Raw genomic sequence first — 19776 nt, 5'->3', positions numbered from 1 at the left:
AAACGCAACTGCGCCGATGGTAGTGTGGGAGGTCCCATGTGAGAGTAGGTCATTGCTAGACACCCATTCTAAAAGCCTGCTCATTGAGCAGGCTTTTTTCGTTTTCGGCTTTTGAATAACGCAAAGACAATATAGTACTGTGGTAGCACCTGCTCCTGCGTTACCCTAATCACCTACATCCATGTAGGGAATACGCTCATACCTCAGAAAAGCAGAAGTGGCCCTTCCTAGCTATCCATGGCTTCAAGGCATTAGTGCATCCATACACGTCAAACGCAACGTGTGTCTATGGTCTATGGTCTATGGGAGGTCCCATGTCACTATATTGTCTGAAACTATTTAGAACGTGAAGCGGCCCGAAGGGTGTAGTACAGGGTGTACGGAATAAAGTAGGTCACCGAAAACTGCGTCCATGCGTTTTCGGCATTCACCACATCCATGTGGCTTATTGCTAGACCCCCATTCTGAAAGCCCGCTCAATGAACAGGCTTTTTTCGTTTAATGACTGCTAGAAATTCGAGTAAGGGTCTTTCCTGCGACTTTGTGCCATGTCATCTAACAAGGAATATCACAATTTACTAGCCAGCGATTTTAAACGCGATCTTTCGCTCTTTATTTCTGTAATGCCAAGTAAAGAGTTTTAAGGATATGTATTTCGTTAGCTGGAATGCAATAAATGCAAGCGCTATGATGGGGGCAATGAAATAATTAAACAGACTACTCCAAAGAATATACTCTGTTTGCCATGCATGAGCAGTTGTTAAATCGTATCCTATGATGATTTCTGTATCTAACGTTGCGAATATGTTGTCTTGATTATCGGTTACCATTGAAAATTGATAATGCCCAGGTGGTACATTGATTTGCCCTAAACATTTATCTGCATAAGTACTTGTCCATTTGCAGGTATCTATCGATTTATGTTCATTAGTTTTTATTGTGGTTTCTTTGTCAGAGAGTATCCATTTAATATTCAAAGGCATACCCTGTTGATTATATCTCTCAATATTCCCTAGTAGTTTGTTCAGGTACCAATAGGGTTGGTTCTTTCTATTTACTCTTAGTTTAATAAAGTATGTTTGGTTCATTGGAATAAACACATCAAACTGATGTCGTGTTTGGTTATCAATCTTGATGTTTGTGGACAGTGGTAGGTTCGAGTAATACTTTGCAAAAGAGTTTGAAAAGTAAAAGTGACATAAATAAACAACAACGAGTGCGATTTCTTTTTGATATTTCATGACCGTCCCTAGTCAGATATATGTATTTATTTATCGCTAAGTCTAGAATGTAATTTTAAATTCACAAATAAATTTAGAAACCTTCGACAAAAGACGCGCTGTTTACTCTCTGAGCCTTATCTAAATAAATCAAGCATTGGTAATAACCGATATTAACCTTGCTAGAAAAGGAAATGGTTTGTTTGTCTGAGAGCAATTTATAGCTCGATAAATTGGCGGTATCGAGTTGACGGATAACATTGTTAATTGAAACGCCTTTTGTAAAATTACCGCAAAGATAGTAGATTTCTTTTCGTGCAGCATCCCAATAAAACCCATAGATTATGGTTACCAATAGTAAAATTGGACCAACTATAATCGTTGTCCTCGTCATTTGAGTTTCTTACAGGTGATGTATGTTGTGGAGTTTAACTTAACAATATCATTCTTTGTTTCAACTCTCTGCCAGTTATTCGGACAGTGCTTTGCGTCAAATTGAATGATAGCACCTCGTGGTACTTGGTAATTACTCTTGTTCGCCAGTTTGAGTTTCTTTTCTAGTTTATCTATTTTTCTTTGAAGGCATTTTACTGCCTCTTCGTCATTTACAGTAAGTGCGCAGTTAGTAGCGTATGTACTAGTTGATAATACAATCAATGTTGCCGCATTGAACTTACCAATTAACGATAGCATTTCCATTTTAGACATAAATTATCTCCTTTTTTCTTTTTAAGTCGTTAGCTTTGAGCAAATAGTTTTAAACTGGGAATAAAAAAGGCTAGGTATGTCCTAGCCTTATATTAATTTAGCGTGAATTACTCTTTATCACCTGATTTTTCTTCACTTTGACCATCAGTTTCATCTGTCGGCTCTAAGTCTGTTACGGTTACAGAGCCACCACCAAAGTTTGCAGCCCTCACTCGCATAATATAGGTTAGTTGTGCCACTTGCTCTTCTGATAGCTTGTACCCTTCCGCAAATCGAGTGCCATCACCGTTATTGACGTATGTACCATAGTCTCTGCGGCGAATGCTACCGTAGAGATCTGTTATTCGCCAATTGTCTATATTTGTTTTGAAACGATTTGCTGTTTTAATTTTGTCTACGATGTTATTTTTTGCGTACTTTTGCAAATGTGCTTTTAGATCGTTGTCAAAATCAGGGAAAAATTGCGCATTTCTCTCATAGAAGCTAGAAACTCGGACAGTATTAGCTCCACCATTAAATTGCGTACCACGATTTGAATTCACAAATTCAAGTGCATTATCAAGCAGATCTTTTTCGACAGTTTTAGCTGTGTATGCTTTTCTACGAATATTTGGGCTACCCTTGATACCTTGATACAAGCCATATATGAACAATGAGCTATCTGGAGATAAGCCAGGTAAGATCTTATAGTGTATATCGTTTAGGCTAATCAATGTGTTATCGACATTAAGTACTTTCTTGTCCAGTATAGAACTGCCTTCTTCGAATAAGTCTTTCAAGTTATTCAATGGATACACTTCCATGATCTCGTTGATCATTGTGACGTTATATAAATTCAACCAATACGCCAATTGTGCATTTTTTGAATATTCGTTTAATGGTGTGTTAGACGGCATCGCCTCCAACTCTTGACGTAGCTTTAAGATTTTATGCTTGTCTTTTTTTAAGCGTTCGTAAAAAAAACGATTGCCTTCGTTTTCTGTTGCGCCATCTACTTTTTGTTTAAATCGAGTGCCGAGGGTTTGTTTCGATTTTTTTGCGTAGGCTCTAGTTGAAAAACCCATGTTCAACACACCCGCGTGGAGTAGTTGGTCAACAACAACAAAGTCCATCTTTTTAGTTGAGTCTTGGGTGTATTCAGTGAATTTTACTAACGATGATGTTGATTGTTCGCTCGCAAGCGCACAATTTGCAACCATGAGACTTGTTGCTAAAACAGTCGCTTTAAACAAGTTATTGGAAATCATATCAGGTCCTTTAATGATCGTTTAGATTGTCATCATAATAGTGTAATTAAGTTTTGTTAACAATTAATTAACATTGTTATTATGTAACAGTTTATGATTTTATTACGATAATCTATACGTAAAGTGATGACTTGAGATCACAAACGATTCACGTAGATAGAATTTGTGAGCGAGAAAACGTTGTACGCCAGAATCTAAATGGATTTCTTTGCAGTTTTGCGCTCTTGCGTAATCTTTAAGCCAGTCAATAAGTTTCGTGCCTACACCGCATGATCTTGAATGACTGTCTGTTATCAAGTCATCTACGTAGATATTTTTTCCCCATGCTAGTTTTTCATTGATAACAAACCCCGCAACACCAAGAGTTTGTGAGCCTTGTTGAACATATATTATGTGATAACCATGCTGCTGTTGTTTCGTTATTTGTTGTTGCAGCTCAAGCGGGGAGTAATCGGGTCTAAGCTGGTTTAACACTGCGATGACTTGAGGGTTTTCTTCGTTGAGCGCTAATTGTTTTACTTCCATGTGATTCTCTATATTTGGTTTAATTATGTTCGATTGATTCAACTAAATGCGAGCACAGTTCGAGCTCATCCTTTCCTAAAAATGTCGGTATTTGAATATGGCTAACAATGTCTCGTTCAAATATATCACGCCAAGTTGCTGATATTTCGAGTGCGATTGCCACACAGTTGTTTTCCTGAAAGATCTTGTATGATTCTCTTATCGCGTTTACGGCATCAGGCGTAAGACCTGCCATATTTTTGGGGTGCTCAAAGAGTGCCCAAGGGGCTGTTGAAGGAGCCAATTCAAGAATGCTTTTGCGTAGCAATTGTATGCCTATATCGTTAAAACCTCCCGTTGGATACACATGGACTATTTGATCTCTTAGCTCGATTTTGTAGTTTCCGTGAGGCTTCACCTGTGCTCCTTGATGCGATTTGTTCAACGTCATTTCTGATTAATTTTAGCATATAGATAGTTAAAGACGTTGAAATGGCGTTATCGCTCACACAAAACTAAACCCAACAGGATATTGATGGTAACCGTCAAAATCACCCTTAGATAATTGGACATTATTCGCTCGAGCTATCGCATATACCATTGATACATGGAAAAAGTAGTTGGGAATGATATAAGCCTCTAAAAATGTGTCGGGAGTGAACACAACTTCGCGGTGCCCAGCTTTTTCTATGATTTTATTTTGCATAATACATTCAGGCATTGTGAGAGACGCTATAAATGACTTAGTGTGTATTATTTGATTTGTCACAGCCTGTTTGTCATTTGAATCCTCCATAAAATCAACAATGTCTTCGTTGATTAATGGACAAAGCCCCCTAAGGGTAAAGTTTGTCGCTATTTTGGCATTCATTGCTAAATTAAACATGTTAGGTGCTAGTGATGCTTCAAACACATTTGGTGGAATCTTCTCAATAATCACAAGAAGTTGTGATAAGTGGTCGATAAATCGTTGCCTGGTAGATTCTATATCCATTAGTAAGCCTTATTTCACATTATCTGTGCACGCGTAAAACTGATATTTTACTGCTTCATAATTTTTGAGCGATGACATAAACATGTGGTTGCGGAAATTGGTCAAATTCCATGTGGAGAATTTTGCAGTCCAGCTCTGTCAATAAAGCGAGATTATTAGCAACACCAATTGAGCTGTAATAAAAGGTGTCATCTAACCAAGTATCAAGGTGTTCTCCATCACCATCTCCAAAGGTATAAAGTAAAATTCCTTTCTGGTTTAATTGGTTGGCAAGTTTTGTAATTACATTAATATGTTCATTAATTGGAAGGTGGAAGAGACTGTCCCATGCGTAAATTAGATCAAATTTTTCCGCTGAGTCCCATGAGCAAATATCGTCTTCAATAAATACTTGAGAAGGGTGATTTTTCTTCGCAAGTGATATCATTTCTGAGGACACATCGATTCCCGTAACCGCAATATTTTGGCTTTCAAGAATGTTAATGAAACGACCACCCGCACCGCAGCCTACATCGAGAGCAGCCAAGGGGTTGTGACAATAACTTAATGCGCGTTTAAATTGCGCTACACCATATTCGGAATTGTGATGACGCTGGTGCCACCATGATGCAATCTTATCGTATTTTTGTCCTGTCGATTTTGGTTCCATACAATACTCTATGAAAGTTTTCTAACCTGTTGATGTTGCTCTGTTGCACACTCGTGATACATATCATCCAAAAACGTTTTGAGCTCATGCTCTGCAAGGTCACTCGGTATCATGATATCGTACACACGTCGCCGAATACTTGTGTCAGACTCGACAAACAAGTGCCACTCATTTTCTCTTCTAATAACAGACATATAAGTGCCAAAAACGTCGAACTTAACAATCATTACGGTGTCCTTTAAACGATTTTTTTTGCATAACTTGTTATATCTATTTCGGTAACTTCGACGGAAATAGAACACTCCGTTATCTCTAATGATAAGAGGCCCTCAAGCGCTAGTTGAGATAACGTTTGCTTTTGCTGTTGTGTTCTACCGGGTAATATTTTTAGCTCGACGTGAATGAAGTTTAGGTCCGTTGCTCCGCTTTTAAAATGTGAGAATGGTTGAGCTCTTACTTTGATATCACTACCTTGTTCATTGAAAAGGGAAGACTTAATGCAAGCTTGGTGAATTTTCCGAATAAGCGCTTCACTCATAAAATTGTCTGAGTGCTCGATAATACAGTGTGGCATTGTTAGTCCTTTTAACGTTTGTAATCGATTTGGTTGTGAATTAATTCAACGGGCGTGTTTTGTTGGAATTAATGTGACGTATAGCATTTATACTATGAGGACGGGTAGGGTGTAAATCCTGTATTTTTAAAATTCTACTTTACCAAGTTTTGGCTATAAAAAAGCCCGAGCATATTGATTACTCGGGCTTTATCTATTCGTTAGTTATTATGATTAATTTTTGTCTTGCGAAGCTAGATACTCATCATAAGTACCTGCGAAATCAACATAGCCATCCGGTTTCAATTCGATAATTCTTGTAGCTAAGCTTGATACAAACTCACGGTCGTGTGAGACAAACACTAAAGAGCCTTCAAACTTCTCTAGTGCTAAGTTAAGTGACTCAATTGATTCCATATCTAAGTGGTTAGTTGGCTCGTCCATGACTAAGATATTTGGTTTTTGCATCATTAGCTTACCAAAAAGCATGCGACCTTGCTCACCACCTGATAGAACTTTTACAGACTTTTTAATATCGTCGGCTGAGAAAAGAAGTCGACCTAAGAAACCACGCACGACTTGCTCATCATCACCTTCTTTACGCCATTGGCTCATCCAATCGAATAGCGTCATGTCTTGTTCAAATTCGTGAGCGTGATCTTGAGCATAATAACCAATATTGTGATTTTCAGACCACTTAATTTCACCGCTATCGATAGCAATTTCATTCATTAACGCTTTTAAAAATGTCGTTTTACCAATCCCGTTCTCACCAATAACAGCAATTCGTTCACCGACTTCGGCCATTAAATTAATGTTTTGTAAAATAGGTGTGTCAGCCTCATACGCCTGATTAACGTTTTCAATTTCAAGTACGTTTCTGAAAAGTTTCTTCTCTTGTTCAAAGCGAATGAATGGGTTTACACGACTTGATGCCTTTACTTCATCCAGCTGAATTTTGTCAATTTGCTTAGCGCGTGACGTTGCTTGTTTGGCTTTTGACGCGTTTGCACTAAAGCGAGCAACGAACGATTGTAATTCAGCTATTTGCGCTTTCTTTTTCGCGTTATCTGCTAGTAAACGAGCACGTGCTTGTGTCGCCGCGAGCATATATTCATCGTAGTTACCTGGATATACACGTAATTCACCGTAGTCTAAATCCGCCATATGAGTACAGACACTGTTTAAGAAGTGACGGTCATGGGAAATGATAATCATCGTTGAATCACGTTCATTTAATGTATCTTCTAGCCACTTAATGGTATGAATATCCAAGTTGTTGGTAGGTTCATCTAATAAGAGAATGTCTGGGTTTGAGAATAGTGCTTGAGCAAGAAGCACACGTAATTTCCAACCAGGTGCAACTTCACTCATTTTGCCGTAATGTTGCTCTACTGGAATGCCAACACCCATAAGGAGTTCGCCAGCACGACTTTCGGCGCTATAACCATCCATTTCAGCGTATTGTGATTCCAAGTCACCTACACGCATACCTTCTTCTTCACTCATTTCAGGCAATGCATATATGCGGTCACGCTCCTCTTTAACCGCCCATAACTCTGTATGGCCCATGATTACGGTATCAACTACAGAGTACTCTTCAAAAGCGAACTGGTCTTGGCGCAGTTTACCAATACGTTCGTTAGGATCTAAGCTCACATTACCTGAGGTTTGTTCTAAGTCACCACCTAAAATTTTCATGAATGTTGACTTACCACAACCGTTGGCACCGATTAAACCATAACGGTTACCGCCACCAAATTTTTGGCTGATGTTCTCGAAAAGTGGCTTTGCGCCAAACTGCTGAGTAATGTTATTTGCTGCGAGCATGAATGATCCAATATGAACAATAAAATTGGGCGCGATTATAACCAGTTGCATAGCTAACGTCACTTTAAATATATGTAATATGACGCATTACAAATTTCTTTAGCCAAATAACAGTTAGTTACAGAGGAGGTGTATATCTTTAACCGGGTATTAAATAACTTCGTGATTTTGTAAAAGGGGCGTTTAGTTTATGTATAAAATTAGCAAAACGCAGTTTGAACAGATAGTTTCTAACCCAAGGCTTGCGGCAGCAGAGCGAAACATGACTGTTGGAAAAAACCATGCTCAACTGCATGTCTTAAACAAACAAGGCGATATCATTGCCGCTAAGATAATTAACTCAAAGGGTGTTGAAAAAGAAACATTTTTAAGTGCAAACCAGCTTCATTGAAGTCGCTGGTTTGCAACTGTGATTTACTTGCGCTTTTTCGGTTTGGTAAATTGATTGTCACTAAAGCGGGTTAGGCCCTTTTTGCCACGGTTGTTGCTACGGCTATCATTACTGCGTTTAACGCCTTCACCTTTTTTGAAGCCTTGCGCATTGTTTTTGCCCTTACCACCTTTTTTATAATGCTGGTAATTCCCTTCATTCTTACTTTCTGCGGGTACTAAGCATCCTGGCTTCGAGCCAATCAATTTTCTCGCTAAGCCCATTTTTGTTAGTGCTTCTCGGATAATTGGCCAGTTCGCTGGATCATGGTATCGCAAAATCGCTTTATGTAATCGACGTTGTCGTCCACCTTTAGGTACAGGAACTGTATCTGAATTGCGTTTTACATTTTTCAGCGAGTTAATCTCTGTGTGATATAAGGTTGTCGCGTTAGCAAGTGGTGACGGATAGAAGTTTTGTACTTGATCAAGTTTAAAATCATTTTCCTTTAGCCACAGCGCGAGATTAATCATATCCATATCCGTTGTCCCTGGATGTGCAGATATGAAATAAGGAATTAAAAACTGTTTTTTACCCGCTTGGCGTGAGTATTTATCGAATAATTCTTTAAATGCGTGATAACTCCCCATACCTGGTTTCATCATTTTATTTAATGGACCTTCTTCGGTATGTTCGGGTGCAATTTTTAAATAACCGCCAACATGATGGGTGGCGAGCTCTTTAACGTACTCCGGATCTTCAACAGCTAAATCGTAACGAACACCCGATGCGATGAGCACTTTTTTAATACCTTTAACGTTACGTGCTTTACGATATAGGTTGATTGTCGGCGTGTGGTCAGTATCTAAGTGGCCACATATTGTCGGCCAAACACAAGATGGCTTGCGACAAGTAGCCTGTGCTTTAGGACTCTTACAGTTCAACTGATACATGTTGGCCGTTGGGCCTCCAAGATCAGATATTACACCCGTAAAGCCAGGAACTTTTTCTTTAATATCTTCAATTTCTTGCAGGATACTTTCTTCAGAACGGCTCTGAATAATGCGTCCTTCATGCTCTGTTATTGAACAAAAAGTACAACCACCAAAGCAGCCTCGCATAATATTAATCGAGGTTTTTATCATGTCGTAGGCTGGAATTTTCGCGTCGCCATATACTGGGTGTGGTACACGTTGATAGGGTAGACCAAACACGCCATCCATTTCTGCTTCACTCAAAGGATAAGCAGGTGGGTTTAGCCAGATAATTCTATCACCGTGTTTCTGCACCAAAGGCTTGGCTGAACCTGGGTTTACTTCTTGATGGAAAATACTTGAGGCATGAGCATACAAAACCTTATTGTCTTTAACTTGCTCGTACGTCGGTAAATTAATATAGGTGGTCAGCCATGGCTTCTTTTTGTCTTGCCAAGATTTATTGCGATAGTCGGCTATTTGAATTGGCTGTGCCGTTTTGCTGACGTCTTTAGCGATATCATCTTCTTTATTTTCATCACAGGTTGTTGGTGTGATTTCTTGATAAGGACTAATGATGGGATCAATTTTGCCTGGTTTATCTATGTTGCGAGAATCGATGCCATGCCAACCTGCCAATGGTTGCTTAGCTAAAAAAGCTGTTCCTCGAACATCGGTAATTTCTTTAACGTCTTCACCACGAGCAATTCGATGACTTACTTCTACCAGTGGGCGTTCGGCGTTACCATAAATCAAGATATCGGCTTTCGCATCAAACAAGATTGAACGACGTACCTTTTCCGACCAATAATCAAAGTGCGCTATACGGCGCAAACTTGCTTCAATTCCACCAATCACTACAGGCACATCTTTATATGCTTCTTTACAACGTTGAGAATATACTAATACTGCACGGTCAGGGCGTTTACCTCCTTCGTTGTTCGGTGTATATGCATCATCGTGTCTAATTCTGCGCTCTGCCGTATAACGGTTAATCATTGAGTCCATGTTACCGGCCGTTACGCCAAAATATAAATTAGGTTTACCAAGCTCCATAAAGGCATCTTTTGACTGCCAATCTGGTTGCGCAATAATACCTACTCGAAACCCTTGAGATTCAAGCATTCGGCCAATAACGGCCATACCAAAACTTGGGTGATCTACATACGCATCACCCGTGACCAAAATGATGTCACAGCTGTCCCAACCTAATTCATCCATCTCAGCTCGAGACATCGGCAGAAATGGCGCTGTGCCATAACATTCTGCCCAATATTTTGGATATTCAAATAGTGTTGTTTTTGGTAATGGGATCATTAACTTGCCTTAATCGCCAATGTGGTGCGCACTATGTTTAGTGTAGCCAATGTTTAAAGGGGCGGAATTATAACAAAATTATGAAGCTAAAGCAGAGCCTTTTATTGATGAAGAAAAACCGTTTGTTAATGAAACGTTTTGACCGCGATTTGAGCGCTTTTGGTCGTAAAATATCGCTATTTGGCTTGCACTCTCGAATTGAGTACATAAGATAAAGCGTTAAAACATGAATAAATGCAATTTTTCGATTTATAAAAAGTACCAATTATGAAGCAACAATTACTATCACTTGCGATAACTGTGTCGCTCACTGCTTGTGCATCAACCTCTGCGCCCAATATTCCAGAGCAAAGCAAACCGGTAACAATTGCCGTTGTTGACACCGTATCACCAAGCCAAACGTCTGCTTATTTAGCGAATGGTGAAAAAGTCATTACGCTAGAAAAGATCATGTCGGATCCTGATTGGATGGGGCGCTCGCCTGAGTCTTGGTATTGGGGTGATGATTCAAACACTGTGTTATTTAAGCAAAAACGTGAAGGTAACCCGTTAAGAGACTTGTATCAGCAGTCGTTGTCGAGCCAAGCCGGGGCACAAGCGGTAAAAATGGCGCAAATGCACATTGCGTCTGATCGATTTGCGCAATTAAATAAAGCTGGCACACACGAAGTATATACATTTAGCGGTAACGTTTTTGTAAAAGATGTTGCTACTCAAAAAGTTCAGCAACTTACCTACACATCGGCGACAGAACGTAATGCGATGTTCTTGGCAAATGGTGATGTTGCATATCGAGTGGGTGATAAATTTTTCCAACACAATATCGAGCAAAACCGAATCATTGAATTAGCTAGCTTAGTCATGTCTAAAGCGCCAAGCGGTGAAGAAAGCTTGAGTTATATTGCTCAAGAAAATCGTGAGTTGATTGACTATCTGGCGTTGCAAAAGCGCAACAACAATTTACGAGCAGAGCAAGCTGATAAACTAAAAGCTCAAAATGGGACAATCACAACGACTGAGTTCTATTTTGGCAATGGTAACCGTGTTGTCTACGCAAGCTTATCCCCGAAGGGTGATAAAATGATCGTAAGTATTGCTAAGGCGGGTTCAACGCGCTCTAAAACCGATATTATGCCTAATTATATTTCAAGTGACGGGAATATCGACGCTGAAAAAGTTCGTCATCGTGTTGCCGATAATCGAAAATATAAAGAGAAGCTCTTCTTACTTGATTTGAAGTCGGGGCTGAAATTTCCATTAAGTTACGATCAATTACCTGGCTATGATGAAGACGTATTAGCAAGCGTTCGTGAAGAAAATTATAAACGTGAAGGTAAAACCTACGAGTCAAAAAATGAACCTCGCAACATTCACGTAATGCGCACATGGGATCCGATTAAGTGGCAAGACGATGGTAATCAAGTTGCTGTGATGCTTGAAGCTTGGGATAACAAAGATCGTTGGATAGCAACCGTTGATTTATTGCAGAACAAATTAACTCACCAGCATCGCTTGCATGATGAAGCATGGATAAATTACACCTTTAATGAATTTGGCTGGCTTGATAACACGAATACCCTATATTTCTTATCTGAAGAATCTGGTTATTCTCATTTATATACAAAGTCGCTCAAAGGTAAGGCTAAACAAATTACGTCAGGTCGCTTTGAGGTGAGTGATTTAACGTTAAGCCGTGATGAGAACGAAATTTACTTCAAAGCAAATGTGAAGCATCCTGGTATTTACGAAATATACAAAGTATCAACGGCTGGCGGTGACATTCAAGCGTTAACTGATATGGGCGGTATGAACGATTATTCGTTGAGTCCAGATGAGAGCAAATTACTTATCGAACATTCAACCGTTACAATGCCACCAGAGCTTTTTGTCATCGATATTGCAAACAAAGCAGAACCAGAGCAAATAACGTATACCGTTTCAGATGAGTTTAAGTCGATGCCGTTTACTGCGCCATCAATTGTTGCTGTGCCATCGTCACATCAAGACGAGCCTGTATATTCTCGCGTATATTTGCCGAAAAACCACAGCCAAACGACTGAAAAGCATCGTGCGGTTATGTTTAACCATGGCGCAGGTTACTTACAAAACTCACACTTAGGTTGGTCAGGTTATTTCAGAGAATACATGTTTCACTCTATGCTGGCACAGCAAGGCTATGTAGTTATCGATATGGATTTTCGTGCCTCAAAAGGTTACGGAAGAGATTGGCGTACAGCAATTTACCGCCATATGGGTAAGCCTGAAGTACAAGACATGCTAGACGGTGTTGAATGGTTAGTTGAAAACGCTAATGTCGATCGAAATCGCATTGGTACTTATGGTGGTTCATACGGTGGCTTCTTGACGTTAATGGCGTTATTTAACGAGCCAGAAACCTTCCAATCAGGTTCAGCATTACGCTTAGTATCAGATTGGGCATATTACAACCATGGCTACACGTCTAATATTTTGAATACGCCTGAAGATGATAAAATTGCTTACGAGCGAAGCTCGCCGATTTATTTTGCTGAAGGTTTAAATAAACCGTTACTGATCAATGCACCTATGGTGGATGACAACGTATTCTTTCAAGACAGTGTTCGTCTAGTTCAGCGGTTAATTGAGTTAGAGAAACAAGACTTTGAGACAGCTATTTATCCTGTAGAGCCACATGGCTTTGTGCAACCTAGCTCTTGGTTAGATGAATATCGTCGAATCTATAAGTTATTTGAAAACACATTATAACTGATGCTAAAGCCACCTAATTAGGTGGCTTTTTTATTTAGTTTTGTATAGAAAAACTCGATAAAGAAAGCGATGCCTCCACCAATAGCACCAAACAAGTGAGCATTAATTGCGACATTCATTTCGATGAGCTCAACCACATCACCGCTGGCACCAAAATGCTGTTCAAAGCCTATTTTTCCTATCGTCGCAAATAGTAATAAATAGCCCATGTTGTATTTGTGTTGAATGTCTTTTAGGGCACCCCAAATAAGTACACCATGCAAAACGCCTGATAGACCGACGTATATCTCGATGTCAGGGTTAACAAAATACATCCCAAGCGCGGTAGATATAGCAGTAACTAGGTACACCAATATCATATTCATATAGCGATAATAGTCGCCATGGAGCAACCACAAGCACCATAACCCTAACAGGTTCATAATGAGGTGATTTTTATTAGAATGAAAAAAGTGACCTGAAAGCAGTCGCCAAACCTCACCATTTGTTATTTTTGAGTGATAATAACCAACTGTTTGAAATAAGTTTTCTTCGAAAAAATAACAGCAAAGTGCTGCTATGGTAATTACTAATGGTATGCACCATTGTGATGGCTTTAGCGGTAACGACGCCAATGAATTCATAGTCTATTGTTATTTTTATTTGAGCATATGGCGTAGAATATCAATCTGGTCAACAAACGCAAATGTTCAACAGACCTCTTTCTTGTTATCGATAGGTTTTGCTTAACAGTCATTTTGTTAGGGCATACAATAGAGAGATAACATAATCCAACTCCTATTATGAAAGAAAAAATTCCTGAACAGGCTAAAAGAGCCTACTGTAAATCTTGTCACCGGCCCAAAAGAGCCTGTATTTGTCAATTTACCTGTGATGTAGATAACAATATTAACGTTTTAGTATTACAACACCCAACCGAAGTTAAACAAACCAAAGGCACGGTTGGTTTGTTAGCGAGTTCTATGAGTAATATTGAAGTCGAGATTGGGGAAGATTTTTCTGCCAACGAGAGTGTTGCAGCGTTTATTGCTAAAAATTCACCTTGCTTTTTGTTGTATCCCAACGAGCATGCTCATACTCTGCAATTAGTTGAAGGTAGTGATATACCAATGCCATGGCGTGATGCGGTGGGATTAATTATTATCGATGGGACATGGAAAAAGGCGTATCGTATGTTCCAGTTATCACATAATCTTCAACAATTACCAAGCTTAGCACTGCCCGATGATATTGAGTGTTTTTATCAGATTAGAAAAACAAAGAAAAAGCAGGCGCTATCAAGCTTTGAAGCATGTGTTCATGCACTTGCAATGTTGGAGCAAAATCAGGCAAAGTATCAACCAATGATTGAAAACTTTATTAAATTTAATCAGTTTCAGTTATCGTTTACCCCAAAACAACATCATTCAAATGGAACAAGTGAATAGTCAGTTATGTCAGTAAAAATTAACAAAAAGTTAAGCGTAAAGTCTTCAATACTTCTTATCTCGTTATTGTCCGTCAATACGTGGGCAAAAGATCCTCTAGTAAGGGAAGTAAGAGAACCTGAAGCAGCAACGGGCTATGAACAAAAGCAAGGCGTTATTGGCTCTGAATATATGGTTGCTGCGGCAAATCCATATGCCAGTGAAGCTGGGAAAAACATCTTAGCTCGAGGAGGCAGTGCTATCGATGCGGCAATCGCTGTGCAAATGGTATTAACGTTAGTTGAACCACAGTCCTCAGGTATAGGTGGTGGTGCGTTTATTTTGCATTTTGACGGCAAGCAGAGAGCGTTGACAACATTTGATGGCCGAGAAACAGCTCCACAGTCAGCGACACCTGATTTATTTATTGGTAAAGACGGTAAACCAGTCCGTTGGATAGAGGCTGTAGTAGGTGGCCGTTCGGTAGGTGTCCCTGGCGTTTTAGCAGCGCTAAAGCAGGCACATGAACAACATGGAAAGTTACCTTGGAATGCGCTATTTGATGATGCAATTTCTTTAGCAGACAACGGCTTTGTTGTCTCTCCACGTCTTGCTAAATTAGTTGAGATGAAATTTAACCCTGGAATTACACAATTACCTGAAATATCAAATTATTTTTTTCCAAATGGCGAAGTAATTAAAGCGGGTGACATACTTGTTAACAAACCATTGGCAAAGGTGTTCAAGTCGCTGGCTAAAGATGGCACTGACGCCTTCTATCATGGTTGGATAGCTCGCGATATTGTCAATAAAGTGCAAAATGCAGCAATTGAGCCAGGGCGTTTAACATTAAAAGATATGCAGCGGTATAAACCGATTGAACAGCCTGCTGTTTGTGGACCTTATCGTCAATTTAAAGTCTGTGGTATGGCGCCACCAAGCTCCGGTGGTATTGCTGTTGTGCAAATGTTAGCGCTCCTTCAAAGCTTTGAGATGGAAAAGCTTGAGCCAAATTCATTGGAGGCAGTCCACCTATTTACCCAAAGCTCTCGCTTAGCTTTTGCAGATCGTGATAAATATGTTGCAGATCCTGCTTTCGTAACTATGCCAATTGATGGTTTATTGGATCCTAAATATATTAATGATCGCGCGCAATTGATAAGTAGAGAAAAGGATATGGGGAAAGCGCAAGCTGGTGAACCGAAAGGGGCGTTTGCATTTGCTAATAATGACAGCTTTGAACTTCCTTCTACCAGCCATATTGTCGTTGTAGATGCTGACGGCAATGCTATTTCGATGACTAGCTCAATTGAAATGGCTTTTGGTTCAGCATTGATGGTTAATGGTTTTATTTTAAACAATCAACTGACAGACTTCGCGCTATCACCTAAGAGAGACGGTAAATGGGTGGCCAATCGTGTTGAAGGTAACAAACGTCCACGTAGTTCAATGGCTCCTATGATGGTGTTTAACAATGACGGTAGTCTTAAGCTTGCTATTGGTTCACCTGGTGGTAGTCGTATTATCAATTATGTTGCTCAGTCTATGATCGGTATTCTTGATTGGCAGTTAACACCACAAGAAGCGATTAACCTGCCTCGTGTGACTAATCGTAACAAGCTCACAACATTGGAGCAGGGAACTGAAGTTGAAGGATTAAAGTCAGCCCTCGAAAAAATGGGCCATAAAGTGATGGTCAGAAGTTTGAATTCAGGTATCCAAGCTATCGCTGTCGAAAATAACAAACTTGTTGGTGGAGCAGACCCTCGTCGAGAAGGTAAAGTGTTCGCAAAATAACGACTTTCCAATGTGGAAAATTATAACTTGCCAATATGGAAAGTTATGGCTTATACTTACTTTCCGTTATGGAAAGTAAGGGAATAGTTATGAATGACAATAAAACATCAGCTTCCGAAGCTAAAGAAGCCCTAAATCTGCTTGATAACACACAACAGGCGTTGTTGAGCGATTCTACACCCTCGGTCTGGATTAGGCTTGTAATGAGTATTAGCTTCGCGGCAATATTCTTTGGCTATGGAATGACCGAGCATGAGAACATGTGGGCGTTAGCCATGTGGATCGGTGCTATTATGTTTGGATTAACGACGGCGCTATACATATATACATACAGATTGCAGGGCATACGTATCGGCTTTTTACCTAAATCGAGCCAGTCTGAAAAGCTCAATGTGATAGCGGCATTTGTTTTTGTAATTTTAGCGTTTGGCGGCCGATACTTAAGAACGGAATATGGTATCGAGTGGTCTCCACACGTTTGTTCTTTTTTAGCAGCAGTGACATTTTTCTGGTTGCAACACAAATACCCAACAGGTGAAATCGAAGTGAAAGAGCATACTGATGGCAACACTTGATCCCGTTATTCATGCGCCAAACAGACTGCAAATATGTGCGTTACTGGCGACAAGCGCTGAGCTTGACTTTAAGCTAATCAAGGAGCGGCTTGAGGTAAGTGATTCGGTATTATCTAAGCATTTGAAAGCTTTAGAAAGTGCTGGGTATATTTCGTTAAAGAAGCGGACTCACAATGGTCGCCCAAAAACTTGGGTGGCAATTACATCAAATGGACTGGTGAGTTTTAATGCTCACGTAAGTGCGTTGAAGGCTATTATCGACGTAGTTTGATTCTAGTAACTGAGATGAAAAAAAGCCCTTAGTCAACTGCTTGGCTAAGGGCTTTTTTAATTCATCATATGATTAGAATGGATCTTTTAGAATTTTATCAATTACCCATTTTCCGTTCACTTGCAACATTGCAACTCGTTTAACGTCACGGTGTTTTTCATCGTTATATTTACCGTCAAAATACAGTGTAACGTTCGCTTTCTCATTAAATTGCTCACGAACTTTTACACCACTGTCATCTGGCGTCACTTTAACTTCATCATATTGCATATTAAAAAGGTGACGAGCCACGGCTTCTGGCGAATGATAGTGTAAAATAATGCGTGCTAGTTTAGGACTGCACACACTTGCTGCTTTCTTAACGTTGCGTTCGTTATAAAGCGCATTAAAAAATTCAACTGCAACAATTTCAGGGTTCTTTATTTCCGTAATATCTTGTTCGCTTTCACAGCCAAGTAAAAAAATAGAAAATAAAAGTAACGTTATTTTTGCAAAGGTCTTCATGAGGTTTATCTGTTTTAAATTACATCCATTTAAATTCATGATAACTAATTTTTTATAAATAAAAAGGTTTTTACGGGGGATAAGTTATAAAAAAAGCACCAGATGGTGCTTTTTTCAACGAAAGTTACAAAGCTAGTGTAACTTATTGAACAAGTTCTTTTTCACTGAATGAATCAGAGAAAAGTGGGCTTGATAAGTAACGCTCAGCAGAGCTTGGTAATATTACAACAATGTTTTTATCTTCATTGCCTGGCTTCTCTGCAAGACGTTTTGCTGCAACAACAGCAGCACCAGAAGAAATACCAGCTAAAATGCCTTCTTCACGCATTAATAAGTGCGCCATTTCCATCGCGTCTTCGTTTGATACTTGCTCAACACCATCGATAACATCTAAGTCAAGGTTACCTGGAATAAAGCCAGCACCAATGCCTTGGATCTTATGAGGACCTGGTTTTACTTCTTCACCAGCTAATGTTTGGCTAATGACAGGTGAGTCTGTTGGTTCAACAGCAATTGATTCAATCGCTTTACCTTGGGTGTTTTTGATGTAACGACTAACACCAGTAATTGTACCACCAGTACCTACGCCCGCTACGAAAATATCAATGTTACCTTCAGTATCTTCCCAAATTTCAGGACCAGTTGTTTGCTCATGAATTTCTGGGTTCGCTGGGTTATCGAATTGGCCAAGTAATACGTATTTCTCATCAGAGTCCGCAATCTCTTTTGCCTTTTCAATCGCGCCTTTCATACCTTTAGCACCTTCAGTAAGCTCTAATTTCGCACCTAAAGCGGCCAAAAGCTTACGACGTTCAAGGCTCATGGTATTTGGCATTGTAAGCGTGATCGCATAACCGCGTGCCGCAGCTACGAAAGCTAATGCAATACCTGTATTACCACTGGTAGGTTCAATGATTTCTTTACCTTCGGTTAATACGCCGCGTTTTTCTGCGTCCCAAATCATGTTAGCGCCGATGCGGCACTTCACTGAGAAGCTTGGGTTGCGTGCTTCAATTTTTGCGTAAACGTTGCCACCTGTTACACGGTTTAATTTAACTAACGGCGTTTTGCCGATAGATGTCGAATTGTCTTGGTATATGCTCGCCATTTCAAATCCTATGGAATATTTTTCTTAACTCGTTAAGATTAGCTTCTATATAAATAAAAAGAAGTGATATTTCGTTATAACATATAGATAAAAAAGTTATAAGGGAAACGAAATGTATCACAAATCCAATAAATTAAGGTGTATCAATACTCATGACAGCATTTAAGGGCACAAGCAATTACATTGCATCAGACGATCTTCAACTTGCAGTAAACGCAGCAATTCATTTAGAACGCCCATTGCTAATTAAAGGCGAGCCGGGCACAGGTAAAACAATGTTAGCTGAAGAGTTGGCTGAAAGCTTAGGCACTGAACTGATTCAATGGCATATCAAATCAACGACGAAAGCCCAGCAAGGTTTATACGAATATGATGCCGTGTCTCGTTTACGAGATAGCCAACTTGGTGATGATAAAGTGCATGACATTGCAAACTATATTGTTAAAGGCAAACTTTGGCATGCGTTCACGCAAGATAAACGTCCAGTTTTGCTGATTGATGAGATAGATAAAGCCGATATAGAGTTTCCTAATGATTTATTACAAGAGCTCGATAAGATGGAGTTTTTTGTTTATGAAACTCAAGAAAAAGTGGTAGCGACTCAGCGCCCGATAGTCATCATTACCTCTAACAATGAAAAAGAATTACCTGATGCATTTTTGCGCCGCTGCTTCTTCCACTACATTAAGTTTCCTGATGCAGAACAAATGCAGGCGATTGTTGACGTTCACTTTCCAACGATCAAGAAGGATTTACTCGATGAAGCACTTGCGATGTTTTTCGACTTACGTGAAATTCCGGGATTAAAGAAAAAGCCTTCTACATCGGAATTAATTGATTGGTTAAAATTATTGCTTGCTGAAGATATCGACCCGGAATTAATAAAAGAAAAACGACAAAGCAAGGTGATTCCACCATTACATGGTGCGCTATTGAAAAATGAGCAGGACGTCCATTTGTTTGAAAAACTTGCGTTTTTACAGCGTGCTGGTCGCTAAACA

The 19776-nt window shown here is 39.6% G+C and carries 21 protein-coding genes; 7 read left to right on the top strand and 14 right to left on the bottom strand.

The features are described 5' to 3' along the window. Positions 1-578: 578 nt before the first annotated feature. From QQK05_RS14355 to QQK05_RS14310, 10 genes are all read right to left on the bottom strand, one after another. The gene (locus QQK05_RS14355; protein ID WP_284299786.1) at positions 579-1241 is read right to left on the bottom strand and encodes a hypothetical protein; all 663 of its coding nucleotides are present in this window, start codon (positions 1239-1241) and stop codon (positions 579-581) included. 369 nt (positions 1242-1610) lie between these two features. Beyond that, complete coding sequence (locus QQK05_RS14350) at positions 1611-1928, bottom strand: hypothetical protein (RefSeq protein WP_284299785.1); 318 nt, start codon at positions 1926-1928, stop codon at positions 1611-1613. A 107-nt stretch (positions 1929-2035) separates the two neighbouring features. Continuing rightward, positions 2036-3175 carry a DUF547 domain-containing protein gene (locus tag QQK05_RS14345; RefSeq protein ID WP_284299783.1) on the bottom strand — a complete coding sequence of 380 codons (1140 nt, stop codon included), beginning with the start codon at positions 3173-3175 and terminating at the stop codon, positions 2036-2038. A gap of 102 nt (positions 3176-3277) precedes the next feature. Next, entirely contained in the window at positions 3278-3700 is a 423-nt protein-coding gene (locus QQK05_RS14340) for a GNAT family N-acetyltransferase (RefSeq protein ID WP_284299781.1), read from the bottom strand. Between the two features lie 19 nt (positions 3701-3719). Next, the gene (locus QQK05_RS14335; protein WP_284299779.1) at positions 3720-4097 is read right to left on the bottom strand and encodes a hypothetical protein; all 378 of its coding nucleotides are present in this window, start codon (positions 4095-4097) and stop codon (positions 3720-3722) included. Between the two features lie 87 nt (positions 4098-4184). Further along, complete coding sequence (locus QQK05_RS14330; protein ID WP_284299777.1) at positions 4185-4673, bottom strand: DUF1993 family protein; 489 nt, start codon at positions 4671-4673, stop codon at positions 4185-4187. Between the two features lie 55 nt (positions 4674-4728). Further along, complete coding sequence (locus QQK05_RS14325; RefSeq protein ID WP_284299775.1) at positions 4729-5322, bottom strand: class I SAM-dependent methyltransferase; 594 nt, start codon at positions 5320-5322, stop codon at positions 4729-4731. An 8-nt stretch (positions 5323-5330) separates the two neighbouring features. Next, positions 5331-5549 carry a DUF7661 family protein gene (locus tag QQK05_RS14320; RefSeq protein WP_284299773.1) on the bottom strand — a complete coding sequence of 73 codons (219 nt, stop codon included), beginning with the start codon at positions 5547-5549 and terminating at the stop codon, positions 5331-5333. Positions 5550-5560: 11 nt separating this feature from the next. Further along, positions 5561-5896: a 5-carboxymethyl-2-hydroxymuconate Delta-isomerase gene (locus QQK05_RS14315; RefSeq protein ID WP_284299772.1), complete on the bottom strand. Its 336-nt coding sequence runs from the start codon at positions 5894-5896 to the stop codon at positions 5561-5563. 213 nt (positions 5897-6109) lie between these two features. After that, entirely contained in the window at positions 6110-7705 is a 1596-nt protein-coding gene (locus QQK05_RS14310; protein WP_284299770.1) for an ABC-F family ATPase, read from the bottom strand. 190 nt (positions 7706-7895) lie between these two features. Here QQK05_RS14310 and QQK05_RS14305 point away from each other — a divergent pair, with 190 nt between their 5' ends. Further along, a complete protein-coding gene (locus tag QQK05_RS14305) occupies positions 7896-8096 on the top strand; it encodes a hypothetical protein (protein ID WP_284299768.1) in 201 nt (66 codons plus the stop codon). A gap of 23 nt (positions 8097-8119) precedes the next feature. Here QQK05_RS14305 and QQK05_RS14300 read toward each other — a convergent pair whose 3' ends face one another. Next, entirely contained in the window at positions 8120-10366 is a 2247-nt protein-coding gene (locus QQK05_RS14300) for a YgiQ family radical SAM protein (protein ID WP_284299766.1), read from the bottom strand. Between the two features lie 267 nt (positions 10367-10633). Here QQK05_RS14300 and QQK05_RS14295 point away from each other — a divergent pair, with 267 nt between their 5' ends. Then, a complete protein-coding gene (locus QQK05_RS14295) occupies positions 10634-13111 on the top strand; it encodes a S9 family peptidase (protein WP_284299764.1) in 2478 nt (825 codons plus the stop codon). A gap of 20 nt (positions 13112-13131) precedes the next feature. Here QQK05_RS14295 and rrtA read toward each other — a convergent pair whose 3' ends face one another. Continuing rightward, positions 13132-13737, bottom strand: a complete 606-nt coding sequence (gene rrtA, locus QQK05_RS14290; protein ID WP_284299762.1) for a rhombosortase — start codon at positions 13735-13737, stop codon at positions 13132-13134. A gap of 159 nt (positions 13738-13896) precedes the next feature. Between rrtA and QQK05_RS14285 the strand changes: the two genes are divergently transcribed. The 4 genes from QQK05_RS14285 to QQK05_RS14270 all read left to right on the top strand — a co-directional run bounded on the left by QQK05_RS14285 (position 13897) and on the right by QQK05_RS14270 (position 17163). Continuing rightward, entirely contained in the window at positions 13897-14541 is a 645-nt protein-coding gene (locus QQK05_RS14285) for a tRNA-uridine aminocarboxypropyltransferase (RefSeq protein ID WP_284299760.1), read from the top strand. A 6-nt stretch (positions 14542-14547) separates the two neighbouring features. Next, the gene (gene ggt, locus QQK05_RS14280; RefSeq protein WP_284299759.1) at positions 14548-16317 is read left to right on the top strand and encodes a gamma-glutamyltransferase; all 1770 of its coding nucleotides are present in this window, start codon (positions 14548-14550) and stop codon (positions 16315-16317) included. 89 nt (positions 16318-16406) lie between these two features. After that, entirely contained in the window at positions 16407-16892 is a 486-nt protein-coding gene (locus tag QQK05_RS14275; protein WP_284299757.1) for a hypothetical protein, read from the top strand. Further along, positions 16879-17163, top strand: a complete 285-nt coding sequence (locus tag QQK05_RS14270; RefSeq protein ID WP_284299755.1) for a transcriptional regulator — start codon at positions 16879-16881, stop codon at positions 17161-17163. The genes QQK05_RS14275 and QQK05_RS14270 overlap by 14 nt, the downstream gene beginning before the upstream one ends. A gap of 72 nt (positions 17164-17235) precedes the next feature. On the opposite strand, the gene QQK05_RS14265 is transcribed toward QQK05_RS14270, so the two are convergent. Together QQK05_RS14265 and cysK are read right to left on the bottom strand one after the other, a co-directional pair. After that, positions 17236-17667: a hypothetical protein gene (locus QQK05_RS14265; protein ID WP_284299753.1), complete on the bottom strand. Its 432-nt coding sequence runs from the start codon at positions 17665-17667 to the stop codon at positions 17236-17238. A 142-nt stretch (positions 17668-17809) separates the two neighbouring features. Further along, on the bottom strand, positions 17810-18775 hold the full coding sequence (cysK, locus tag QQK05_RS14260) for a cysteine synthase A (protein WP_284299751.1): 966 nt from the start codon (positions 18773-18775) through the stop codon (positions 17810-17812). A 152-nt stretch (positions 18776-18927) separates the two neighbouring features. Here cysK and QQK05_RS14255 point away from each other — a divergent pair, with 152 nt between their 5' ends. Further along, entirely contained in the window at positions 18928-19773 is an 846-nt protein-coding gene (locus tag QQK05_RS14255; RefSeq protein WP_284299749.1) for an AAA family ATPase, read from the top strand. The last annotated feature ends 3 nt before the right edge of the window (positions 19774-19776 follow it).

The organism is Thalassotalea loyana, assembly GCF_030161435.1.
GTDB classification, from domain to species: domain Bacteria; phylum Pseudomonadota; class Gammaproteobacteria; order Enterobacterales; family Alteromonadaceae; genus Thalassotalea_G; species Thalassotalea_G loyana.
Note: the sequence above shows the minus strand (reverse complement) of the source record. Positions and strands in the feature narration are given on the sequence as shown.

Excerpts from the sequence above, each read along its gene's own strand:
- QQK05_RS14355 (WP_284299786.1), bottom strand. The coding sequence starts at position 1,241 with ATGAAATATCAAAAAGAAATCGCACTCGTTGTTGTTTATTTATGTCAC.
- QQK05_RS14350 (WP_284299785.1), bottom strand. The coding sequence starts at position 1,928 with ATGTCTAAAATGGAAATGCTATCGTTAATTGGTAAGTTCAATGCGGCA.
- QQK05_RS14345 (WP_284299783.1), bottom strand. The coding sequence starts at position 3,175 with ATGATTTCCAATAACTTGTTTAAAGCGACTGTTTTAGCAACAAGTCTC.
- QQK05_RS14340 (WP_284299781.1), bottom strand. The coding sequence starts at position 3,700 with ATGGAAGTAAAACAATTAGCGCTCAACGAAGAAAACCCTCAAGTCATC.
- QQK05_RS14330 (WP_284299777.1), bottom strand. The coding sequence starts at position 4,673 with ATGGATATAGAATCTACCAGGCAACGATTTATCGACCACTTATCACAA.
- QQK05_RS14325 (WP_284299775.1), bottom strand. The coding sequence starts at position 5,322 with ATGGAACCAAAATCGACAGGACAAAAATACGATAAGATTGCATCATGG.
- QQK05_RS14320 (WP_284299773.1), bottom strand. The coding sequence starts at position 5,549 with ATGATTGTTAAGTTCGACGTTTTTGGCACTTATATGTCTGTTATTAGA.
- QQK05_RS14315 (WP_284299772.1), bottom strand. The coding sequence starts at position 5,896 with ATGCCACACTGTATTATCGAGCACTCAGACAATTTTATGAGTGAAGCG.
- QQK05_RS14310 (WP_284299770.1), bottom strand. The coding sequence starts at position 7,705 with ATGCTCGCAGCAAATAACATTACTCAGCAGTTTGGCGCAAAGCCACTT.
- QQK05_RS14305 (WP_284299768.1), top strand. The coding sequence starts at position 7,896 with ATGTATAAAATTAGCAAAACGCAGTTTGAACAGATAGTTTCTAACCCA.
- QQK05_RS14300 (WP_284299766.1), bottom strand. The coding sequence starts at position 10,366 with ATGATCCCATTACCAAAAACAACACTATTTGAATATCCAAAATATTGG.
- QQK05_RS14295 (WP_284299764.1), top strand. The coding sequence starts at position 10,634 with ATGAAGCAACAATTACTATCACTTGCGATAACTGTGTCGCTCACTGCT.
- rrtA (WP_284299762.1), bottom strand. The coding sequence starts at position 13,737 with ATGAATTCATTGGCGTCGTTACCGCTAAAGCCATCACAATGGTGCATA.
- QQK05_RS14285 (WP_284299760.1), top strand. The coding sequence starts at position 13,897 with ATGAAAGAAAAAATTCCTGAACAGGCTAAAAGAGCCTACTGTAAATCT.
- ggt (WP_284299759.1), top strand. The coding sequence starts at position 14,548 with ATGTCAGTAAAAATTAACAAAAAGTTAAGCGTAAAGTCTTCAATACTT.
- QQK05_RS14275 (WP_284299757.1), top strand. The coding sequence starts at position 16,407 with ATGAATGACAATAAAACATCAGCTTCCGAAGCTAAAGAAGCCCTAAAT.
- QQK05_RS14270 (WP_284299755.1), top strand. The coding sequence starts at position 16,879 with ATGGCAACACTTGATCCCGTTATTCATGCGCCAAACAGACTGCAAATA.
- QQK05_RS14265 (WP_284299753.1), bottom strand. The coding sequence starts at position 17,667 with ATGAAGACCTTTGCAAAAATAACGTTACTTTTATTTTCTATTTTTTTA.
- cysK (WP_284299751.1), bottom strand. The coding sequence starts at position 18,775 with ATGGCGAGCATATACCAAGACAATTCGACATCTATCGGCAAAACGCCG.
- QQK05_RS14255 (WP_284299749.1), top strand. The coding sequence starts at position 18,928 with ATGACAGCATTTAAGGGCACAAGCAATTACATTGCATCAGACGATCTT.